This window comes from Winogradskyella sp. SYSU M77433, from assembly GCF_029911945.1.
In the GTDB taxonomy this organism is placed as follows: domain Bacteria; phylum Bacteroidota; class Bacteroidia; order Flavobacteriales; family Flavobacteriaceae; genus Winogradskyella.
Genome location: NZ_JARYTG010000003.1, coordinates 184,209 through 204,415 on the forward strand (window position 1 = coordinate 184,209; position 20,207 = coordinate 204,415).

Annotated in this window: 18 protein-coding genes; 13 read left to right on the forward strand and 5 right to left on the reverse strand. The window is 33.1% G+C overall.

The features are described from left to right. Positions 1-36: 36 nt before the first annotated feature. Entirely contained in the window at positions 37-1,719 is a 1,683-nt protein-coding gene (locus tag QGM60_RS06885; RefSeq protein ID WP_281139506.1) for a pseudouridine synthase, read from the reverse strand. 163 nt (positions 1,720-1,882) lie between these two features. Here QGM60_RS06885 and QGM60_RS06890 point away from each other — a divergent pair, with 163 nt between their 5' ends. Together QGM60_RS06890 and QGM60_RS06895 are read left to right on the forward strand one after the other, a co-directional pair. Next, the gene (locus tag QGM60_RS06890) at positions 1,883-3,067 is read left to right on the forward strand and encodes a hypothetical protein (RefSeq protein ID WP_281139507.1); all 1,185 of its coding nucleotides are present in this window, start codon (positions 1,883-1,885) and stop codon (positions 3,065-3,067) included. A 230-nt stretch (positions 3,068-3,297) separates the two neighbouring features. Then, positions 3,298-4,482, forward strand: coding sequence for a hypothetical protein (locus QGM60_RS06895; RefSeq protein WP_281139508.1), 1,185 nt, complete (start codon positions 3,298-3,300; stop codon positions 4,480-4,482). A 177-nt stretch (positions 4,483-4,659) separates the two neighbouring features. Here the strand turns inward: QGM60_RS06895 and QGM60_RS06900 are convergent, their stop codons facing one another. From QGM60_RS06900 to QGM60_RS06910, 3 genes are all read right to left on the reverse strand, one after another. Next, on the reverse strand, positions 4,660-5,685 hold the full coding sequence (locus QGM60_RS06900; protein ID WP_281139509.1) for a hypothetical protein: 1,026 nt from the start codon (positions 5,683-5,685) through the stop codon (positions 4,660-4,662). Positions 5,686-5,897: 212 nt separating this feature from the next. Then, on the reverse strand, positions 5,898-6,965 hold the full coding sequence (rsgA, locus tag QGM60_RS06905) for a ribosome small subunit-dependent GTPase A (RefSeq protein WP_281139510.1): 1,068 nt from the start codon (positions 6,963-6,965) through the stop codon (positions 5,898-5,900). Positions 6,966-7,528: 563 nt separating this feature from the next. Beyond that, on the reverse strand, positions 7,529-7,882 hold the full coding sequence (locus QGM60_RS06910) for a 4Fe-4S dicluster domain-containing protein (protein WP_281139511.1): 354 nt from the start codon (positions 7,880-7,882) through the stop codon (positions 7,529-7,531). A gap of 99 nt (positions 7,883-7,981) precedes the next feature. On the opposite strand from QGM60_RS06910, the gene QGM60_RS06915 reads away from it, so the two are divergent. From QGM60_RS06915 to QGM60_RS06955, 9 genes are all read left to right on the forward strand, one after another. After that, on the forward strand, positions 7,982-9,043 hold the full coding sequence (locus QGM60_RS06915; RefSeq protein WP_281139512.1) for an acyl-CoA reductase: 1,062 nt from the start codon (positions 7,982-7,984) through the stop codon (positions 9,041-9,043). Between the two features lie 130 nt (positions 9,044-9,173). Beyond that, entirely contained in the window at positions 9,174-10,235 is a 1,062-nt protein-coding gene (serC, locus tag QGM60_RS06920; RefSeq protein ID WP_281139513.1) for a 3-phosphoserine/phosphohydroxythreonine transaminase, read from the forward strand. A gap of 43 nt (positions 10,236-10,278) precedes the next feature. Continuing rightward, on the forward strand, positions 10,279-11,229 hold the full coding sequence (locus QGM60_RS06925) for a D-2-hydroxyacid dehydrogenase (RefSeq protein ID WP_281139514.1): 951 nt from the start codon (positions 10,279-10,281) through the stop codon (positions 11,227-11,229). Positions 11,230-11,326: 97 nt separating this feature from the next. Next, positions 11,327-11,962 (forward strand): DUF937 domain-containing protein, encoded by a 636-nt coding sequence (locus QGM60_RS06930; RefSeq protein ID WP_281139515.1) that lies wholly within the window; start codon positions 11,327-11,329, stop codon positions 11,960-11,962. A 204-nt stretch (positions 11,963-12,166) separates the two neighbouring features. Beyond that, positions 12,167-12,604, forward strand: a complete 438-nt coding sequence (locus tag QGM60_RS06935) for a DUF6146 family protein (protein WP_281139516.1) — start codon at positions 12,167-12,169, stop codon at positions 12,602-12,604. A gap of 49 nt (positions 12,605-12,653) precedes the next feature. Continuing rightward, positions 12,654-13,148 carry a DUF6787 family protein gene (locus QGM60_RS06940; RefSeq protein ID WP_281139517.1) on the forward strand — a complete coding sequence of 165 codons (495 nt, stop codon included), beginning with the start codon at positions 12,654-12,656 and terminating at the stop codon, positions 13,146-13,148. Beyond that, positions 13,145-13,486: a hypothetical protein gene (locus QGM60_RS06945; RefSeq protein ID WP_281139518.1), complete on the forward strand. Its 342-nt coding sequence runs from the start codon at positions 13,145-13,147 to the stop codon at positions 13,484-13,486. Before QGM60_RS06940 ends, QGM60_RS06945 begins: the two co-directional genes overlap by 4 nt. Positions 13,487-13,524: 38 nt before the next feature. Next, positions 13,525-15,921, forward strand: coding sequence for a TonB-dependent receptor (locus QGM60_RS06950; protein WP_281139519.1), 2,397 nt, complete (start codon positions 13,525-13,527; stop codon positions 15,919-15,921). 19 nt (positions 15,922-15,940) lie between these two features. Next, positions 15,941-16,513 carry a type 1 periplasmic binding fold superfamily protein gene (locus QGM60_RS06955; RefSeq protein ID WP_281139520.1) on the forward strand — a complete coding sequence of 191 codons (573 nt, stop codon included), beginning with the start codon at positions 15,941-15,943 and terminating at the stop codon, positions 16,511-16,513. A gap of 49 nt (positions 16,514-16,562) precedes the next feature. On the opposite strand, the gene QGM60_RS06960 is transcribed toward QGM60_RS06955, so the two are convergent. Continuing rightward, positions 16,563-16,829 (reverse strand): hypothetical protein, encoded by a 267-nt coding sequence (locus tag QGM60_RS06960; RefSeq protein ID WP_281139521.1) that lies wholly within the window; start codon positions 16,827-16,829, stop codon positions 16,563-16,565. 221 nt (positions 16,830-17,050) lie between these two features. Here QGM60_RS06960 and QGM60_RS06965 point away from each other — a divergent pair, with 221 nt between their 5' ends. After that, entirely contained in the window at positions 17,051-19,495 is a 2,445-nt protein-coding gene (locus QGM60_RS06965; RefSeq protein WP_281139522.1) for a DUF5916 domain-containing protein, read from the forward strand. A gap of 51 nt (positions 19,496-19,546) precedes the next feature. Then, positions 19,547-20,206, forward strand: a complete 660-nt coding sequence (locus QGM60_RS06970) for an ABC transporter ATP-binding protein (RefSeq protein WP_281139852.1) — start codon at positions 19,547-19,549, stop codon at positions 20,204-20,206. The last annotated feature ends 1 nt before the right edge of the window (position 20,207 follow it).

A 20,207-nucleotide genomic window follows, 5' to 3' on the forward strand; every position in this document is an offset into this window, starting at 1 on the left:
TAAATTCAGAATGACATATCTGTTATATTTATTTAACTAAAAAGGCGCCTTACACGTAAAGCTTACCCATTCTTTTTTAATGGGATGTTCAAAGCTTAACATTTCGGCATGTAAATGAAGTCTGTCGGCAGATTGTCCATAAAGATCATCTCCCACAATAGATAGATTTAACCCTTTATGATGTGCGGCATGAACTCTCAATTGATGTGTTCTTCCGGTAATAGGATAAAAATGGATTCTAGTTTTACCGTCTTTTACGTCTAAAACTTCATAGCTGGTTTTAGCTGGTTTGCCATACTCATAACACACTAACTGTCTTGGTCTATTATCCAGATCTACACGAAGTGGTAAATCTATAGTTCCGGTTAATGTATTTAGTTCGCCATCAAGGAGCGCCACATATCGCTTTTTAATGGTACGGTTAATGAACTGTCTTTGAAGTTTTTTATACGTCTTTTCATTCTTAGCTACTAATAGCAATCCTGACGTTGACATGTCTAAACGATGCACCAACAAAGCTCCTGAAGCATTTGGTAAATAGTCTTGCATTCTTGTAAGCACAGAATCTTTAATTGTTTTTCCTGGTACAGATAAAAATTCATGTGGCTTATTTACCAATAGTAAATACGCATCTTCATAAACAATATCCATTTCTCCTTCAAAAGTGTGCGCTTGTTCTATTGGATTTGCTTCCACATCTAAGCCTTGCATCATATGACCCAAAATGGGTTCACATTTCCCACGACAAGACGGATAAAACTGTCCATGCTTTCTAACTTCTGATTTTGGCGAACTTCCCCACCAAAACTCAGCCATTGCAATTGGTGTTAAGCTATTTTCAAAAGCAAACTGAAATAACTTTGGTGCAGCACACTCACCTGCCGCAGCTGGCGGATGTCCTAAATCGGTAGTTTTAAAAATATCTATTAAATCCTTTGTTTCACCCAAAGCATTTAAAAAGCGATACTCTTCATGTATTTGTCGCTGTAGCTTTGCTGAAAGTGTTTTGCGTTCTTTTTTTAGAGCTTCAATAGGTTCTTGAAGTTTTGATAGCGTATTTTCTGCATCTGCAATAGCTAATTGTATATCACGCTTTAAATACTTCAACTTTAAATTACTTTGAATACTTTCTTCTTTAAGCGTTTCTAGCAATTCTGATTGTTCTACTTTTGATAAGTTAGCCTCTGCCTCTACACGTTTTTGCTTTCGTAATTGCTTTTCTTTTTTGGCTTTTTGTTTAAAATCCTCTAAGGTCTTTTCAGAATGTAGTTTAAGCTCTTCTAATCTCAATTTTGCTTTTATAAAAGCTTCACTCTGCTCTAGTGCTTCAATTTTAGCGTTGAGTTCATTTAAATAGGCTTCCCCTTTTTTATAAAACCCATCTGCTTTAAGGGTATCATAAATTGGTGGCACAAAACCATCTAAATAATTGCTTTCCGCCAATTTTCCGGAAAAAGCAACGATGTAACCTAGTTCTTCTTTTTCATTTTTTACAATCATTACACCAAACATCTTCCCAATTTTCAGTCCTGTTTTAGATGTATCCAAGCCAAAATTGTGTTCAAAATCTGTTTGAGAATTCAAATAAGACTTAACCTCTTCAGCAGCTTTTACCGAAAGTTCATGTGGTTCGTAATAAAACGGAAAGGTAAATTGCTTTGGCAGCTCTACCGAAGTTTCTACTTGTAAGGGATGAAAAAGAGACGCTTTCTTAAACATTGTAATTTTTGGGTTTACAAAGAAACAAAATCTTCAAACATATGTATCTAATTTCAACCCTTTTCAATTAATACATATTAAAATACTGAATATCAAATAGTTTTATTTTTTGGCATTATAGTTGGTTATACTATTTCATAGTAACCCTCTAAACTTAAGAATCATGAAAAAACTATTACTATTTACAGTCCTGTTTTCGGTACTTGTATCGTGTAGTGCAAAAAAACAAATTGAAGAAGCCATAAGTCATGGTAACTATGATGAGGCAATTTCTGAAGCTTTAAGAAAACTTGAAAACAACAAGGATAAAAAGCGTAAGCAAGATTATGTTGTAATGCTTCAAGATGCTTACTACAAAGTTTTAGAGGAAGATTTGCAAGATATTACGCATCTAGAAAAAGATGGTAACCCTGAGCAATATAAAACAATCTATAATCTTTATTTGGATTTAGAAGCTAGACAAAATGCTATAAAACGTGTATTGCCTTTACAAATCAACGGTAAAAATCTGGAGTTTCAGTTTAACGATTATAGTTCTCAAATTGTTGATTACAGATATAAAACATCTGATTATTTAATCGGACAAGGCATTACACTATTAGATTCTGATGACAAATACAATGCTAGAAAAGCTTATGACATTTTCAATTACATAGAAAGCATTAATCCTAATTTTGAGGAAACGAGAAGCTTACTTGAAGAAGCGCATCAAAAAGGTACCGATTACGTTAGCGTTGCTATTGTAAATCACACTAATCAGTTGTTAACACAACAATTAGAAGCTGAATTGATAGATTTTAACACCTATGGTTTAAACCAATTCTGGACAGAATACCACGCAAATATAGAGCCTTCTATGGTTTACGATTTCGCCATGGAATTACAACTCAAACAAATTAATGTGTCGCCTGAGCGTATAAATGAAAGACAGCAACTTAGAGAAAGAGATATTGTTGATGGCTGGGAATATGTTACTGACAGAAGAGGTAACGTTATGAAAGATAGCCTTGGTAATGACATTAAAGTGGATAAGATTGTGAATGTAAAAGCACGTTTCTTTGAAGTAATACAAACCAAGTCTGCACAAGTAGTTGCTGATGTGGTTTATACCGATCTTAAATACAACCAAATCGTAGATACCTTTACATTAGATAGTGGTTTCACTTTCGAAAATATCTTTGGACGCTACAGAGGAGATGCAAGAGCGTTGACCAATAATAATGATAAGCGCCTTTTAAGACAGCAACAATTAAGATTCCCTACCGATGAACAAATGGTTTACGATTCTGGTGAAGATTTAAAGTTGCAGTTAAAAAACATTTTAAAATCTTATAGATTGAATGGTTAGTTAGTTAGTTAGTTAGTTAGTTAGTTAGTTAGTGTTAAAAACCTCTTTACACGTTCTTAAGTAAAGAGGTTTTTTATTTTAAATTTCCACTTATATTCAACAAATAAGAACAATAAAATCCTAGTACCACTAAATAATAAATGCCTTTCACCGCATTTATTAGCGTTTTATCAGCAAAATATCTACTTTGCATTAAATTTCTAAAAACCACTAAACTAAACCGCTTACCCATGAAGAGACTATTACTTTTTACATTGTCACTTTTATTTGTCCTTTCCTGTAGTACCAGCAAACAAATTGAAAAAGCTGTAAGTGTTGGTAATTATGATAAAGCCATTAACGATGCTGTTAGCAAACTGCGCACCAACAAAAACAAAAAGCGAAAAGCCGAATATATCGTTATGCTTCAAGATGCGTATAAGAAAGCCAACCAACGCGATTTAGAAAACATAAGCTTTCTGCAAAAAGACAACAACCCAGAAAACCATATCAAAATATATGATCTATATGTGGCTTTAGATAACAGACAACAACGTATTAAACCACTATTACCACTTTATGTAGATGACAGAGAAGTTGCCTTTAACTTTAAGGATTATTCTAGTGCTATAATTTCGGCTAAAGACAATGCTTCTGAGCAACTGTACAGCAATGCCGTAGGTTTATTAAACACAAATACCAACAACAAATCTGATTACCGTTTTGCTTACGACCAGTTACAGCAAATTGAAGAAATCAACCCTAATTACAAAGATGTAAGACAACTTATAGATGTTGCACACCAAAAGGGCACTGATTTTGTTTTGGTTGAAATGATAAACGACACCCAAAAAGTTATTCCGCAACGCTTGGAAAACGACTTGCTAAACTTTAGTACATATGGACTCGATAACCTTTGGACGGTATATCACAATAATGCCGACAGAGCTGTAAGGTACGATTACAATATGCGCGTTAACCTAAGAGAAATAAACGTGTCTCCAGAACAGGTTAAAGAGCGTCAAATCATTAAAGAAAAGCAAATTGTAGATGGTAAAAAGAAATTGTTAGACGATCGTGGTAATGTGGTTAAAGACAGCCTTGGTAATGCCATAGAAGTTGATAATCTAAAAACCGTAAGATGCCAATTCTATGAGTTTAGACAATTAAAAACCTCACAAGTAGTTGGTAATGTAGAATACTACAATCTTAACACCAAGCAGTTGGCAGATGCTTTCCCTGTAAGTAGCGAGTTTATTTTTGAGCATATCTATGCCAATGCACAGGGAGACCGTAGAGCTTTAGATAACGATTTACTGCCTTTTCTAAACAACCGTGCGGTACCATTCCCAACGGAAGAACAGATGATTTACGACACAGGTGAAGACCTAAAACTACAGCTCAAAAATATTATGAATTCTTATGTTATAGAATAAATAAAAAACCTCTCAGAATTGAGAGGTTTTTTAATTACGCTTATCGGTCTCGGCTATGAGTAGTTACGTGGTTTAACGGTTAAGCAAGCAAGTACACACCAACCTGAAAATCCGCGAGGATTTTCAGAAGTAGGCGAGAACAAGCAATTACTTATAGTCATTGTTAAGCAGCGTATTTTATTTATAATAATCAATTTTACGTTTTAAAATCCTTAGGGGTTTATCATTTTTAAATTCAATTTTCTCAATCCAATTATTTTCTGAATCGTATTTAAAATCATAACTCCAAACATCTTTTGTTTCGCCATCAGATGTTTTAACCATTTTTTCAGTCAAATCCCCATTTTCATTATATTGATTTTTTTCGACAAGATTGAATTCATCATCTCCAATTACAGTGGTAGACTCCATTAGTTCTCCGTTATTATGGTATTTGTATTTTGCTTCGTCGAAGGTCGAGTCATTTTCGATATTAAATTGTTCGACAATTTTTTTATTGTTTTTATTATAAAAGTATTTGTTTTCTTCTTCAATCGTGTCCCAATCACTGTATTCGGTAATCATTTCTCTTTCTTTGAGGTTTTGAGAATTAAAACTTCTCTCGACTAACCTGATGGGTTTATTTTCATAATCGAATTCGCTCTCGGAAATCAAGTTATTGTTACTATCATATCTTGCGCTATAAGTCGATTGAATTGTGTCATTTTGAATAATTTCTCTTTTAATAGGTCGGTTATCTTCGTCACGTTCAATTTTATATGTTCGCCTAAAGTCATTTTCCTTTATTACGAGTTGGGTTATACTGTCCCGTGAATTGTAACTGTAATCATATTCTAAAACTGAACCTTTTCCATAATGGTCAACTTCTCTTAAATTAAGTAATCGGTCTCTTTTATCATAAGTGTATGATGTCTCTTTCCGAATATCTCCATTTGCTAGAAACTCTTTAGATAAAGTAAGGTTTCCAAGCTGATTAAATTCCAAAACCAAATTTTTGTCAATTCCAATTCCATTTTCTTTGTTTCCAATTTTAAAAGTATCTTTTTCTGGAATCAGATTAAATAGTTCGGATTTTACAGATTTTACTTTTCCATTAAATCCGTATTTGTATAAATCATTTTTCTTGTCCGATGAGTTTGTTGATACAGCGCAACTAATAATTGAAATACAAATTATCGATAAAGTTATGAATGTTTTTTTCATATGTTGCCCAACGTCAAGACACAGTCCCGTTTCAATGAACTATATCTGTTAAAAGGCGAATTTAACTTTTAATAAACTATAAGTCAATACGTAAAGTCACGTATATTTTAAACCAAATATAAGCTAATTGCAATAACACCAGCACAATGCGCTAATTGGCAAAGCAATGTCTTACCAAGAATCATTACAATTAGCTATAAATTTTGCACTGTTTAGTACTTATTAGATTTTTTAAAATTTTTAAATTGCTTATACATTTTTCCAAAATCTTTTTCCTTTTTGCGTTTTTCAGCAACGGTCAATTCAAAATGCTCGTTTTCCCGTTTCATTTTGAGATAATTCTCATAGTACAGTTTATCTACTTTTCCACTTTCAACGGCTTCCATAACAGCACAATCAATTTCTATGGTATGGGTACAATTTTTAAACCTGCAGTTTTGGGATAGCGCGACTATTTTTTCAAACGTCTTTTCTAATCCTTCAACGGCATCTGTAATACCCACTTCTCTCATTCCTGGGTTATCAATAATAACACCTCCATTTTCAAGAGCTATTAATGCTCTGTGTGTAGTAATATGTCGTCCTTTATTCGTACTTGTACTAACAGCATTTGTTTTCATCTGTTGTTTACCCGATAGATTGTTTAAAAGACTCGATTTTCCCACTCCTGAGGAACCCAACAAGCAGTAAGTTTTGCCTTTTTCTATATAGGTTGTCACGTTCTCAATTCCTTTTTGCGACGTATTACTTATAGCAATTATTGGTACTTTAGCTACTCTTTCTTTAACTTTTAAGAGTAGATCATCTAACATTGTTGCGCTTATCAAATCAATCTTATTAAGAAGAATAATTGGCTGTATATGAGATGTATTGCAAATTGTGAGGTAACGTTCTATGCGATTGATATTAAAATCCCCGTCAACCGCTTGCACTATAAAAGCAAAGTCAATATTTGTGGCTATAATTTGCCGCTCTCCTTGCTTACCAACTGCCTGTCGTTGAATAATAGTTTTTCTGGGAATAATAGAATGTATAAGCACCTTATTGTCATCATATTCAGAAATGGCAACCCAGTCTCCTACAGCAGGAAAATCTTCACGAGTATTTGCCGTATATCTTAAGTTACCTGTAATTTCAGCTTCAAAATCCCCGTTTTCAGTTGCAACTATATATCTTTCCTTGTGCTCTGAAATAATTCTTCCTATTTCAAAGTCCATAAGATGATGTTGAATTCTTAATTTTTCTATGTTGTCGTTATATCCGAAATGTTCTAATGTCATATTCAGTATGTTTTAAATTGCCGTAAACACTTGCGGTATTTATAAATCGATAAATACAACAGCATTCACAATCAATGTGTTTATTTGTAAAATGTATATAAGTAGAAATGCTTCAGTGTATTACCTAAAGTTAAGAATGGTGATAGTCAAAGAAAATTGACTATCTATTTTACAATATCCGAATATAATATTACAGATGTAATAGGCATAAATTGTAATTAGAATACAAAATTATAAAATATCCCTTAAAAATCTGAAATTGAGGGAGTTTTTTGTGTAGCGATTATTTCAATCAGTAATTCTGTTTGTAGATTTAGGCAAATATACTACAATACATAAATTAGTCTGTATCTGTACTATTTGTCAACTAACACATAGTTTAGTTTAAAATCCTTATTATCAAAACAATAATTAATTTTTGACTATGTATTTTATAAATCATTTTAATTAATTCAACATAACTTTTTAAACAAAAAAATCCCAAGCTTTAAGCTCAGGATTATTATAAATTATTAAATATTTAGTAGTCTAAACCAACCAAACACTAAAAACCAGCAAGTTGATTAGTCTTCAGGATGCATAAAGCGTTGTTTCCCTAGAAGTTCTTCTTCTGTTTCTACATGGTCATCATCTGGCACACAACAATCTACAGGACATACCGCAGCACATTGTGGCTCTTCATGAAAGCCCATACACTCCGTACACTTGTCTGGCGCAATATAGTACACTTCGTCACTTATAGGTTCTTGGGTTTCTTCTGCATCTACTTCCTTGCCATTTGGTAGTACAACTTTACCACTAAGACTTGTACCATCAGCATACCTCCAATCATCTGCTCCTTCATATATTGCAGTATTAGGGCATTCTGGTTCGCAAGCTCCACAGTTTATACATTCGTCTGTTATTATAATTGCCATAGTAATTTTTCTTTCTTTTGGGTTTGCGTAAATTTGCATCTGCCTTTACACAGATTAGGCTGCAAAAGTAAAGCCAAAAAGGCGGTTATACAAATTATAATGAGTAACAAAGATTACATTAACAAAGCTTTCATAGAATTAGGAAAATTCCTAAATCAGTTTACCACAACTCCTCCACAAAAACAGGATGGTATTCAACACAACGATTTATTCTTCGATGCATTCAAACACCAAATAAAATTAGCAAAAGAGCATAACGGTTGGTTTACAGATAGCAATATAGAATACAGTTTTATGTCATGGTGTAAAATACTGACAAAGAACAATATTAATCATTGGTTAAGCAAGTATAACTTTAATGTTGAAGAACCTAAAACTGTAGCCATAATAATGGCAGGAAATATTCCTCTCGTAGGCTTTCATGATTTCTTAAGTGTAATTATTACAGGCCATAACGTATTGGTAAAGCAATCCTCTAACGACAAACACCTACTACCGCTTTTAGCAAAATATTTAGAGTACATAGAACCAAGTTTAAAAGGTAAAATAAGCTTCACAGAAGAACAGCTAAACAACTTCGATGCTGTCATAGCTACAGGTAGCGACAACACATCACGTTATTTTGAGTACTACTTTAAAAACAAACCTTCTATTATTAGAAAAAACAGAAACTCAGTAGCTGTACTTACAGGTAACGAAACCCACGAGCAACTCGAAGCACTTTCAGACGATATCTTCCGTTATTATGGTTTGGGATGCAGAAACGTATCTAAGTTATTTGTTCCAAAAGATTATGATTTTGAAGCTTTCTTTAAAGCGGTTTACAAGTGGCATCATGTTATTCATGAAGCTAAATACGCTAATAACTACGACTATAATAAAGCAGTTTACCTTATGAGCGAGTTCAATATGTTAGAAAACGGTTTCTTAATGATTAAGGAAGATCAAAGCTACTCCTCGCCTATTGCTACTGTATTCTATGAGTACTATGATTCCACCGAAGATTTAAAAGACAAATTAAGTACAGATACTGAAAAGATTCAATGTGTTGTCGCTGATGGATTTTTAGATTCTGAAGTGAAATTTGGACAAACACAACAGCCACAACTTTGGGATTATGCAGATAATGTAGATACTGTTGATTTCTTGTTAAAAACATAAACCAAAAATTATCATTTTAGTAACAACTTTTTTGCAATTAATTGCCACCTTTGTAGCTATTACATACAAAAACTCACAGATATAAAGTTAACGCTCTCAGTAGTGTTATTGAGATAAAAAAACATACTTCATGAAAAAACATAATTTTAGTGCTGGTCCTTGTGTATTGCCAAAAACAGTAATGGAACAAGCAGCTGCGGCTGTTTTAAACTTTGATGACGGCTTATCATTGTTAGAGATATCGCATCGTAGCAAACCATTTGTAGATGTAATGGAAAATGCAAGAGCCTTAGCGTTAGAGTTGTTAGGCTTAGAAGGAAAAGGCTACAAAGCATTGTTCTTACAAGGTGGTGCTAGTACACAATTCTTAATGGTTGCTTTAAACCTTTTAGAAAAAAGAGCTGGTTATCTTAACACAGGTACTTGGGCTGATAAAGCTATAAAAGAAGCTAAAATCTACGATGATATCTACGAAGTAGCATCCTCTAAAAGTGCAAACTATAATTACATTCCAAAAGGATACGACATCCCAGAAGATTATGATTATTTCCATTGCACTTCTAACAATACCATTTTCGGGACACAAATGAAGAGTTTTCCAGACTCTCCTATTCCGATGGTATGCGATATGAGTAGTGATATTTTCTCGCGTCAGTTAGACTTTACACAATTCGACATTATCTATGCTGGTGCACAAAAAAATATGGGTCCTGCAGGAACAACACTTGTAGTGGTTAAAGAAGATGTTCTTGGAAAGGTATCTCGAAAAATTCCATCAATGATGGATTACAAAGTTCATATCAGTAAAGGTAGTATGTTCAATACACCTCCTGTATTTGCAGTCTATGTATCAATGTTAACACTACAGTGGCTAAAAGGCAAAGGTGGTATTAAAGGTATCGAAGAAGAAAACGAAAAGAAAGCGCGTTTAATCTATTCTGAAATAGACCTTAACCCTTTGTTTAAAGGTTTTGCTGTGAAGGAAGATCGTTCTAATATGAACGCTACTTTTACATTAGAAAACGAAAACCTTAAAGAGACTTTTGATGCTATGTGTGTTGAAGCTGGTATAAACGGTATCAACGGACACAGAAGTGTTGGTGGGTATAGAGCATCAATGTATAATGCCTTAACTCTAGACAGTGTTAAAGCACTTGTAGAGGTGATGAGTGAGTTAGAAAGAAAAGCATAATTATCAATCGTCATTTATTTCCTGAATGACAAAACAAATTATAATGAAAATATTAGCAAACGACGGTATTTCTCAAAGTGGTATTACAGCTTTAGAAGCTGCAGGTTACGAAGTTATTACAACTACAGTAGCCCAAGAGCAATTAGAGAATTACATCAATGAAAATAACATTGTAGTTCTTTTAGTAAGAAGTGCAACCAAAGTTAGAAAAGATATAATAGACAACTGCCCTAGCCTAAAGATTATTGGTCGTGGTGGTGTTGGTATGGATAATATCGATGTAGAATACGCTAAAGAAAAAGGACTTCATGTCATCAATACGCCTGCTGCTTCTTCACATTCTGTAGCAGAGTTAGTATTTGGTCACTTTTATGGTTTAGCGCGTTTCTTACACAATTCCAACAGAGATATGCCTTTAGAAGGTGATGCTAATTTTAAAGGTTTAAAGAAAGCTTACGCTAAAGGAACTGAACTAAAAGGAAAAACCCTTGGTGTTTTAGGATTCGGTCGTATAGGTCAAGCTACTGCTAAAGTTGCTATTGGAGCTGGTATGAAAGTAGTTGCATTCGATCCTTACATGGAAAAAGCTGATTTAGAACTAGAATTCTTTGATGGACAAAAAGTAAACTTTGAAATCAAAACAATATCTAAAGAAGAGGTTCTTAAGCAAGCTGATTTCTTAACACTACACGTTCCTGCACAAAAAGACTATGTTATTGGTGAAAAGGAATTTGACCTAATGAAAGATGGAGTAATCATTGCTAATGCAGCAAGAGGTGGTGTTGTTGATGAAGTTGCTTTAGTAAAAGCCATTGAAAAAGGTAAAGTAGCAAGAGCAGCTTTAGATGTTTTTGAAAAAGAACCTAAACCAGAAATCCAATTATTAATGAATCCTGCATTATCATTAACACCTCACACTGGTGCTGCTACAAACGAAGCACAAGATCGTATAGGAGTTGAACTTGCAGATCAGATTAAGAGCATTTTAGGTTAATAAATGTGACCTAAACATAATATTTGAGTCCTACAATTGTAGGACTTTTTTTGTACATTGAAGTACCAAATTTTTAATCAAAAAATAATTATAAAACATGGCAGGAATTTTAGATTTATTAAACAGCGATTTAGGAAAAACCATAGTTAGTGGTGTTTCTGGATCTACCGGAACAGACCAAGACAAAACCAGTAGTGTGCTTACAATGGCATTACCTGTTTTAATGAAAGCAATGGAACGTAACGCAGCAACTGAACAAGGTGCACAAGGATTAATGGGCGCTCTAAGTAATAAGCACGATGGAAGTATTTTAGATAACCTAGGAGGCTTATTTAGTGGCGGAGTTGATGAAGACGTGAAAACCGATGGAGATAAAATCTTAGGACATATTTTAGGACAAAAGAAACAAGGTGTTGAACAAGTTATTGGACAAAAAGCAGGATTAGATGCTGGTTCTGTAGCCAATATTCTTAAAGTAGCTGCACCAATATTAATGGGTATTCTTGGTAAACAAGCTAAACAAAACAATGTAAGTTCTCAAAATGACATTACAGGACTTCTTGGAGGTTTGCTTGGAGGAAGCAGTGCTCAAAACGAACAGAGTTTCTTAGAAAAAATATTAGATGCCGATGGAGATGGTAGCGTAGTAGATGATGTTGCTGGTATGCTTTTAGGTGGAAGTAAAAAGAAAGGTGGCGTAGGTGGTCTTCTTGGAGGATTATTCGGGAAATAAAACACTATAATAACTTATTTAAAAAGCAGTTCCTTCTGGTACTGCTTTTTTTTATGGCTAACTTCTATAAAGGAATTACTCATTCAAAAGAAGTTCTCACTCATTGGTACTTTAATAATAGAAAGCTTTTATAAATATTTGTATCGTTAAATGAAACCAAAAAGACAACTTAATTAACCGAATTTTTAATATATTTAATTTATTATGAAAAAGCTTATTCCTTTTATTATTCTTGCAATTCTTATTGCTAGTTGCAAATCTTACAACACTAATCAAACCATAGACAATGGCAACAGTAGCGCTTTGGTTGATAATGATACTGTTTCCATTAGTAGTGACGAAACTGATTATGAAATTATAATTATTGAACCAGGATTTAATTCTTGGTTAGCCTCTACGGCAAGACCAGAAGGCTACTATTCTCAAGAGTGGTTAGAATCTAGAAATATAGTTTTAGTCCAAGCATGGAACCAAAGAAATTTACAGCCTCACACCTACAATCCTGACTTGTATCAATTAAGAATTGACTATGACGTTAATACAGATTATGGTTATGAAGTTAATTATAAACTATATAACTATTTCGTTTACTTTCAATTAAAATACAAACAACAATTAACCTCGTTTCAACCGAGGATATAGTTACTTATTATTATAAAATCCTTAATTTTGCAGCACTTTTAAGAGTGCTATGAAAAAATTTAAAGAACATTGGGAAATTCAAAAGAATTGGCAGTTGATTTTCCCTGTTTTAGGCCTAATTATTTTAGCGTATTCAGCCTTTAAGATTTCGTATGCTTTTCTAAAAGACCAAAACATAGTCTACACTATTACTGCTGTATTTCCAGTATTTTATAGCCTTTTAAGGCTAACACTTTATTGTTTCAAAAAACTAGAAAAAAAGTGGATTCTAGATTATAAATGGGAAATGATTAGAGTCTTCATTGTATTTGCAATTACGGGTACGTCTTCGGTTTTTGTTGGGAGGCCAATTATAAAGCTTATCGGAATTACTAAAGAAAACTTAAATCCCATACTCTACTGGATATTATTTATTATCATTGGGCTCATTTTTTATCAGATTCTTTTGGTGACTTTTGGTTGGCTTTTTGGTCAGTTTAAATTCTTCTGGGAATTTGAAAAGAAAATGTTACGAAGATTTGGACTTAAGCGTTTTTTAGATTGAATATAAAACCCATCATATCATCTTTATTTAAGGTATTTGCCTTATCAGTAGCGCTTACTGTTCTATTTCCTTCTTTTGTAAAGTTAAGTCATGCATTTACTCATCATAGTCATAAAGTTTGTAATGAAGATGCTAAACATGATACCCACTTTCATGAATCTGATTTAGATTGTGATTTTTACAAGTTTAAGCTTACTAACTCACAATTCTTAAATATTTATGAGTATCAGGAAGATTTAAAAAATGATATTTCTGAACTACAATCATTCTATTATAGTTCTTACCACACACAAAATAGAACACACTCCTTCTTAAGAGGACCTCCTTTGTTTGTCTAGATTTTCTATCTCTATTCACAAACAAAATTAAACTTTAAATGAAACGATTTTTCGTTGGCTTATTTATAGCATTTAGTTGCTATAACTATAGTCAAGATTGTAATTACACTTTTCTAGGTAATCTTCAAGATTTTCATGATAAGTCTGCAATTGCTTCTGCTACCATATATATTAAAGAAAAAGACAAATACTTGGTTTCAGATTTTGATGGCAAATTTAAAATTGAAGATCTGTGCTCTGGTACATTAACATTAACTATTTCTCACGTTAATTGTGAGACTAAAACGGTTTTATTCAATATTACTAATGATAGTTCTGAAATTATATTTTTAGAGCATCATTTAGAAGAACTCAGTGAAGTCGTAGTAAGTTCTACTATAAAAACAGAAACTACAAGTATTGAGCAATCTCTAAATAAGAGTGAGATAGAAAACTACTCTGACAAATCTTTGGGAGATGCCTTAAATTCTGTAAGTGGTGTATCTTCTTTGAATACTGGAAATACTATAGTTAAACCAATGATTCATGGTCTTCATAGCAGTCGATTATTAATTATTAATAATAACGTACGCTTATTCGATCAAGAATGGGGCGATGAACACGCACCTAATATCGATATTAATTCTGCTGACAGAATTGAGGTTGTAAAAGGTGCAAATACGCTAAGATATGGTAGCGATGCTATTGGAGGTCTAATTCTAGTAAATCCAAAAAAGTATGCTGCTATAGATAGTTTATTTGGCAGCACCATGCTTTCTTTAAATTCTAACGGAAGAGGTGGAAATGTAAATACCGAACTTGTTAAAACGTACCAATCTGGGTTTTACACCAAGTTTCAGTCGAGCTATAGAAAGTTTGGAGATTTTAAATCATCAGATTATTATCTTACCAATACTGGATTTAAAAACTTCAATGCTTCATTAAGATTTGGCTACAATAGTTTTGAAAAAGGTTTTGAAGCCTATTACAGTGTTGTAAATAATGAATTAGGTATTCTAGCGGCTTCACATATAGGAAATGTTAATGATTTAGTAGCATCTATAAATAGTGGTCAACCTCGAATTATTGAAGACTTTTCTTATGATATTGAAAATCCTAGACAAAGTATTTTACATCATTTAGGGAAAATAGAAGCTTATAGACGATTTAAAGGATTGGGGAAACTCACGGTTCAATACGATCTTCAGATCAATAGACGAAAGGAATTTGATTTAAGACGTGGGGACAGAGATAACGTTCCTGTAGTTGACTTAAGGTTATTTACGAATTCGCTACAGTCCAATTTACGTATAGATTATATTAACAACCTAAAGATTGATACTGGTATTATGGCCAGATATCAACAAAATGATGCTGTTTCAGGTACAGGTGCACGTCCTCTGATTCCCGATTATGACAAATACGACGCTAGCATTTACACTGTAGGAAATTATGATTTAAACGAAACTTCAGATCTAAGCGCTGGTCTTCGCTATGATTTTAGTAAAATCGAAGCCACAAAAAGCTATAATATATCAGATTGGGAAGCTTATAATTATGACGTATTGTTTCCTGAATTTGAAACCAGTAACATAGATAATTCTCAGATCTTAACGCGTCCTGAGTTTACATATCATAATATTTCAGCAAGTTTAGGCTATTCTAAAAGGTTTAATAATGATCTATCGTTTTCTTTTAATTACGGTTTAGCCACTAGAGTACCTAATCCTTCTGAATTGTTCAGTGATGGACTTCATCACGGAGCTGCTAGAATAGAAATTGGTTTATTAACTATAGACAAGGAGGTTGCTAATAAATTTGTAGCCTCATTAGAAAGAAACAATGAAAATTTTGGATTTACTATAAGTCCATATTATAAACAAATTGACAATTATATACAGCTGATTCCTGCTGGTATAACAACAACAATACGAGGTGCTTTCCCTGTTTGGGAATATAATCAAATTGATGCAAGAATATTTGGAGTTGATATTGATATCAATAAAAAAATCAATAATAACTTAAAGTATAATGGAGGTATTAGTTTACTAAGAGGTGATAATATATCAGAAGATATTCCTTTAATCCTAATGCCTGCTACTAATTTCAATAACAGTATATCTTATTTCAATGAAAATTTAAATTCCTTAACACTGAGTTTAAATCACAAAACTGTATTACAACAAAAAAGATATCCTGATTATAACTTTTTCACCTTCAACCCTATACTACAGGAAGATGTTTATGTAGATATTAGCTCTACACCACCTGCCTACTCTCTGTTTAGCTTCAACAGCTCAATGAGCTTTAAAGCTTTCAAAAAAGGTAGTCTAAAAATAGAATTCAATGTTGAAAATATATTCAATACTTCTTACAGAGAATATCTTAATAGACTACGTTATTTTGCTGACGACTTAGGCAGGAACTTTAACTTAAAAATCAAAATAAATTATTAATACAATAAAATTTAAAAACATGAAAAATTTCAAATCTATAAAAACCATAAAATTATTAGCATTACTTTTTGTTGCAAATATTGCAGCAGTAAGTTGTTCTAGTGATGATGATGGCGATGATCACGGTCACCATCACGATGAAGAATTAATCACAACTGTCACTTATAGACTAACTAATGGTACTGATGTAGTTACTTTAGAGTTTCAAGATTTAGATGGTGATGGTAGTGCTGCACCAACTTATGATATTTCTGGTCCTTTAACTGCTAACACAACGTATACTGGATCTATTCAGTTGTTGAATGAAACAGAAAATCCAGCTGATAATATAACTGAAGAAGTACAAAATGAAGGTGATGAACACGAATTTTTTATCTCATCATCAATCAGTGATATAGCAATTACAAAAACTGATGTTGATGAAAACGGAAATCCTATAGGTATTGAATCATCTTTAACTACTGGTAATGCTGGTACAGGAACACTTACAGTAATCTTAAAGCACGAGCCTACAAAACCAAATGATGGTACTGCAGATGGTGCTGGTGGAAGTACTGATGTTCAGGTGACTTTTAATATAGAAGTACAATAAATTATATTTTGTAATACAGTTAAAAAAGCGCTCAATATGAGCGCTTTTTTTATGTCTTTACTACAGATTTTTCAGTTTTTATAACATATGTATACAACCACATTATACTAAATGTAGGTATAACATCAAAGAATGGTAAAGCTTCTTCTATAAAAGACACTACTGCTGCTACCTTACCTTCTTTGCCTTTGTACATTTTGGTCATTAAATAGGCTGATAAAGGTGCCCAAACAACATCAAATAATGGAAAGACAAATGACACATAACCTAAAGCGTCAAATATTAGTCCTAGTATAAGTTTTCTGCTTTTTTTCATAATCAATTCTTGAGTTTCAATATTATATACGCAATAAGTATTCCAATTTCTTCTGATGTCAAATCGTCATAAACAACTCATAATCAAACCTATTTTAGGTTTTAACTTTTAGTTAAGAGCTATATGTTAAATGAGATTGTAGATTTGCAAAAGTTAGAGAGTAACAACCGCAACATAATTACATCTTTAATAAAACTAAACTATTCATCAATCAATCCGTTATGAACCTACGTTCTATAACCCTATTTTCTTGTTTAGTCTTGGGAATCATTAATTCATTAGTCGCCCAAGACAAAAAATCGTTACAAATAAAGCGTTCTTCAGAAGCTCCAAAAATAGATGGTATACTAGACGAAGCCCTATGGGAAGATGCAGATATTGCTACAAACTTTATTTCTTTCAGACCTGAAATAGGAAAGCAAAGACCTAAAGAAGAACGTACAGAAATAAAAATGACTTATGATAATCAGGCTATTTATATAGCAGCTTATCTCTATGATGATCCTACTAAAATCATGAAACAATTGACTAGTAGAGATAATTTTGGTCAAAGTGATTTTTTAGGCATTATTATAAATCCTAACAATGATGCTCAAAACGATACTGAGTTTTTTGTTTTCGGTTCGGGACAACAAGCCGATGCTTTGGCAAGCCCAACAATAGGTGAAGATTTTGGCTGGAATGCTGTTTGGCAAAGTGCCGTAAAAATTGTAGATGATGGTTGGATTGTTGAAGTTAAAATTCCATACCGATGCATACGTTTTACCGATCAAGAAGATCCTGTTTGGGGTATTCAATTCCATAGACATTTTAGACGGGAGCGCTCACAATATACGTGGAATCCTATCGACCCAACTAAAGGTAATATTGGAATTTATCATGGTGAACTCAAAGGGCTTCAAAACATTACACCACCTGTAAGACTTAACCTCTACCCTTTTGCTACAGGAATTGTTAATGACTTTGATGGAGATACCGACACTGATTTAAACTTTGGCATGGACGTAAAATATGGTATAACCGATAATTTTACGCTAGATGCTACTTTAGTTCCTGATTTTAGTCAAGCAGGATTTGATAATGTAACCCTAAACTTAGGCCCTTTTGAACAAACATTTTCTGAACAAAGACAATTTTTCACCGAAGGTGTCGATCTGTTTTCAAAAGGTAACCTGTTTTTTTCTAGGCGTATTGGTGGTAGACCTAGTGGTGAGTTATCGCTTTCTGATGATGAAGAGGCTAATGTTCCTAGAGAAGTAAAAGTCCTTAATGCTATCAAAGTTTCTGGTCGTACTAAAAACGGCTTAGGTATTGGAATTTTTAATGCTATTACCGAAAAGACTGAAGCTAGCATTACCAATACCGAAACAGGTGAACAACGTAAAGAAGTAGTTGAACCTTTTGCTAACTATAATGTTTTGGTGGTAGATCAACTTTTTAATGGTAATTCATCTGTAAGCTTAATTAACACTAACGTGATGCGAGAAGGTAATTTTAGAGATGCTAATGTTACAGGTTTGGTGACTAACTTACAGAATAAACGAAACACCTACAATATTGTAGCTGAAGCAAAAATGAGTAATGTTAATCACCAGTTTGAAGCTAGTGAAACTGGATATAGTTCATTCTTCTATATTGGAAAATCACATGGTAAATTCCGCTATAGTTTTGACCATAGTTTTGCTGATACCAAATACGACATTAATGATCTTGGACTTATTCTAAGAAATAACTATAATAATTTTGGTGCCGATGTATCGTATCGCATTTTTGAACCTAAAGGCAACCTCAACAATTATAGAATTAATGCTTATATCAATTATCGTAACCTAGCCAATCCTGGTGTATTTACAGGTACCAATTTTGGTGCTGAATATAATGCACAAAATAAAGGTTTAAACAATTACGGTTTTTGGTTTGATATGGAACCTGGGAAGCAATATGATTATTTTGAATCTAGAGATGGCAGATACTTCATTTATGAAAATATTGCTAGTGCTGGCGGTTATTATTCATCTAACTACAATAAAAAATTCGCTTATGATATAAGTGCGAATTCCTATAAAATATTTGAAGACGGTAGAGATTTGTTTGGTTACAACCTCAGCTTAAGTCCTAGATTTAGATTCAATGATAAATTTCTAACTATTTATAGTTTTAACCTCAACATGTCTAATGGTTCTAGAGGTTATGCTACGGAAGCAGACGATCAACCTATTTTTGGTGAACGCAATAGACAACGACTTACCAATACCATTTCTGCTAATTATACTTTTAATCCTTTTAACACACTTTCTCTAACGTTTAGGCATTATTGGGACACGGTAAATTATGATTATGAATTATTCACATTGCTGGATAATGGCTTATTAACAACAGATTCTGGCTACACGGTAGATAATGTTGAAGAAAGCCCTAACATTAATTTTAGTACTTGGAATATCGATTTAAGTTATTCGTGGCAATTTGCACCAGGAAGCTTCCTAACCGCATTATATCGTAATCAGTTATTCAATTCAGATACTTTGTCTAAAGACAGTTATTCTGAAAGTTTGAATACCCTTTTTGAACAACCTATTCAGCATACGTTATCTGTGAGGTTACAATATTTCCTAGATTTCAATGGTATAAAATCTGTATTTCAAGGAAAGAATTCTGCGTCTTAATATTGTGGATTACGGCTTTATATAGTATTTTCACGCCACATGAGTACAACCATTATTTCTGCTAAGCAGATAGAAAAAGCTTATAAAGACCTTAAGGTTTTAAAAGGAGTAGATTTAACCATTAACGAAAGTGAAGTCATCTCTATTGTTGGCGCTTCTGGAGCTGGAAAAACCACACTACTTCAGATTTTAGGCACACTAGACAAACCTGATTATACCTCAGAAACCGAACTTATCATCAATGGACAATCTATAACATCCATGAATGATAAAACACTGGCAAGATTCAGAAATAAGAATATCGGATTCATCTTTCAATTCCATCAATTATTACCAGAATTTACAGCTTTGGAAAATGTCTGTATTCCAGCATTTATAAACAATACTCCAAAAGCTGAAGCAGAAAAACGAGCTAAGGAATTATTGGATTATTTAGGATTAAAAGACCGCATACACCATAAACCCAACAGCATGTCTGGTGGCGAACAACAACGTGTTGCTGTTGCTAGAGCTTTAATCAATCAGCCAAATATTATTTTTGCTGATGAGCCTTCAGGGAATTTAGATAGCGAATCTGCTGAACAATTACACAAACTATTTTTCAAACTTCGTGATGAGTTTAAGCAAACCTTTGTTATTGTGACGCACAACCAAGAGTTAGCAGAAATGGCAGACCGAAAACTCACTATGGTTGACGGTAAAATTGTTTGAA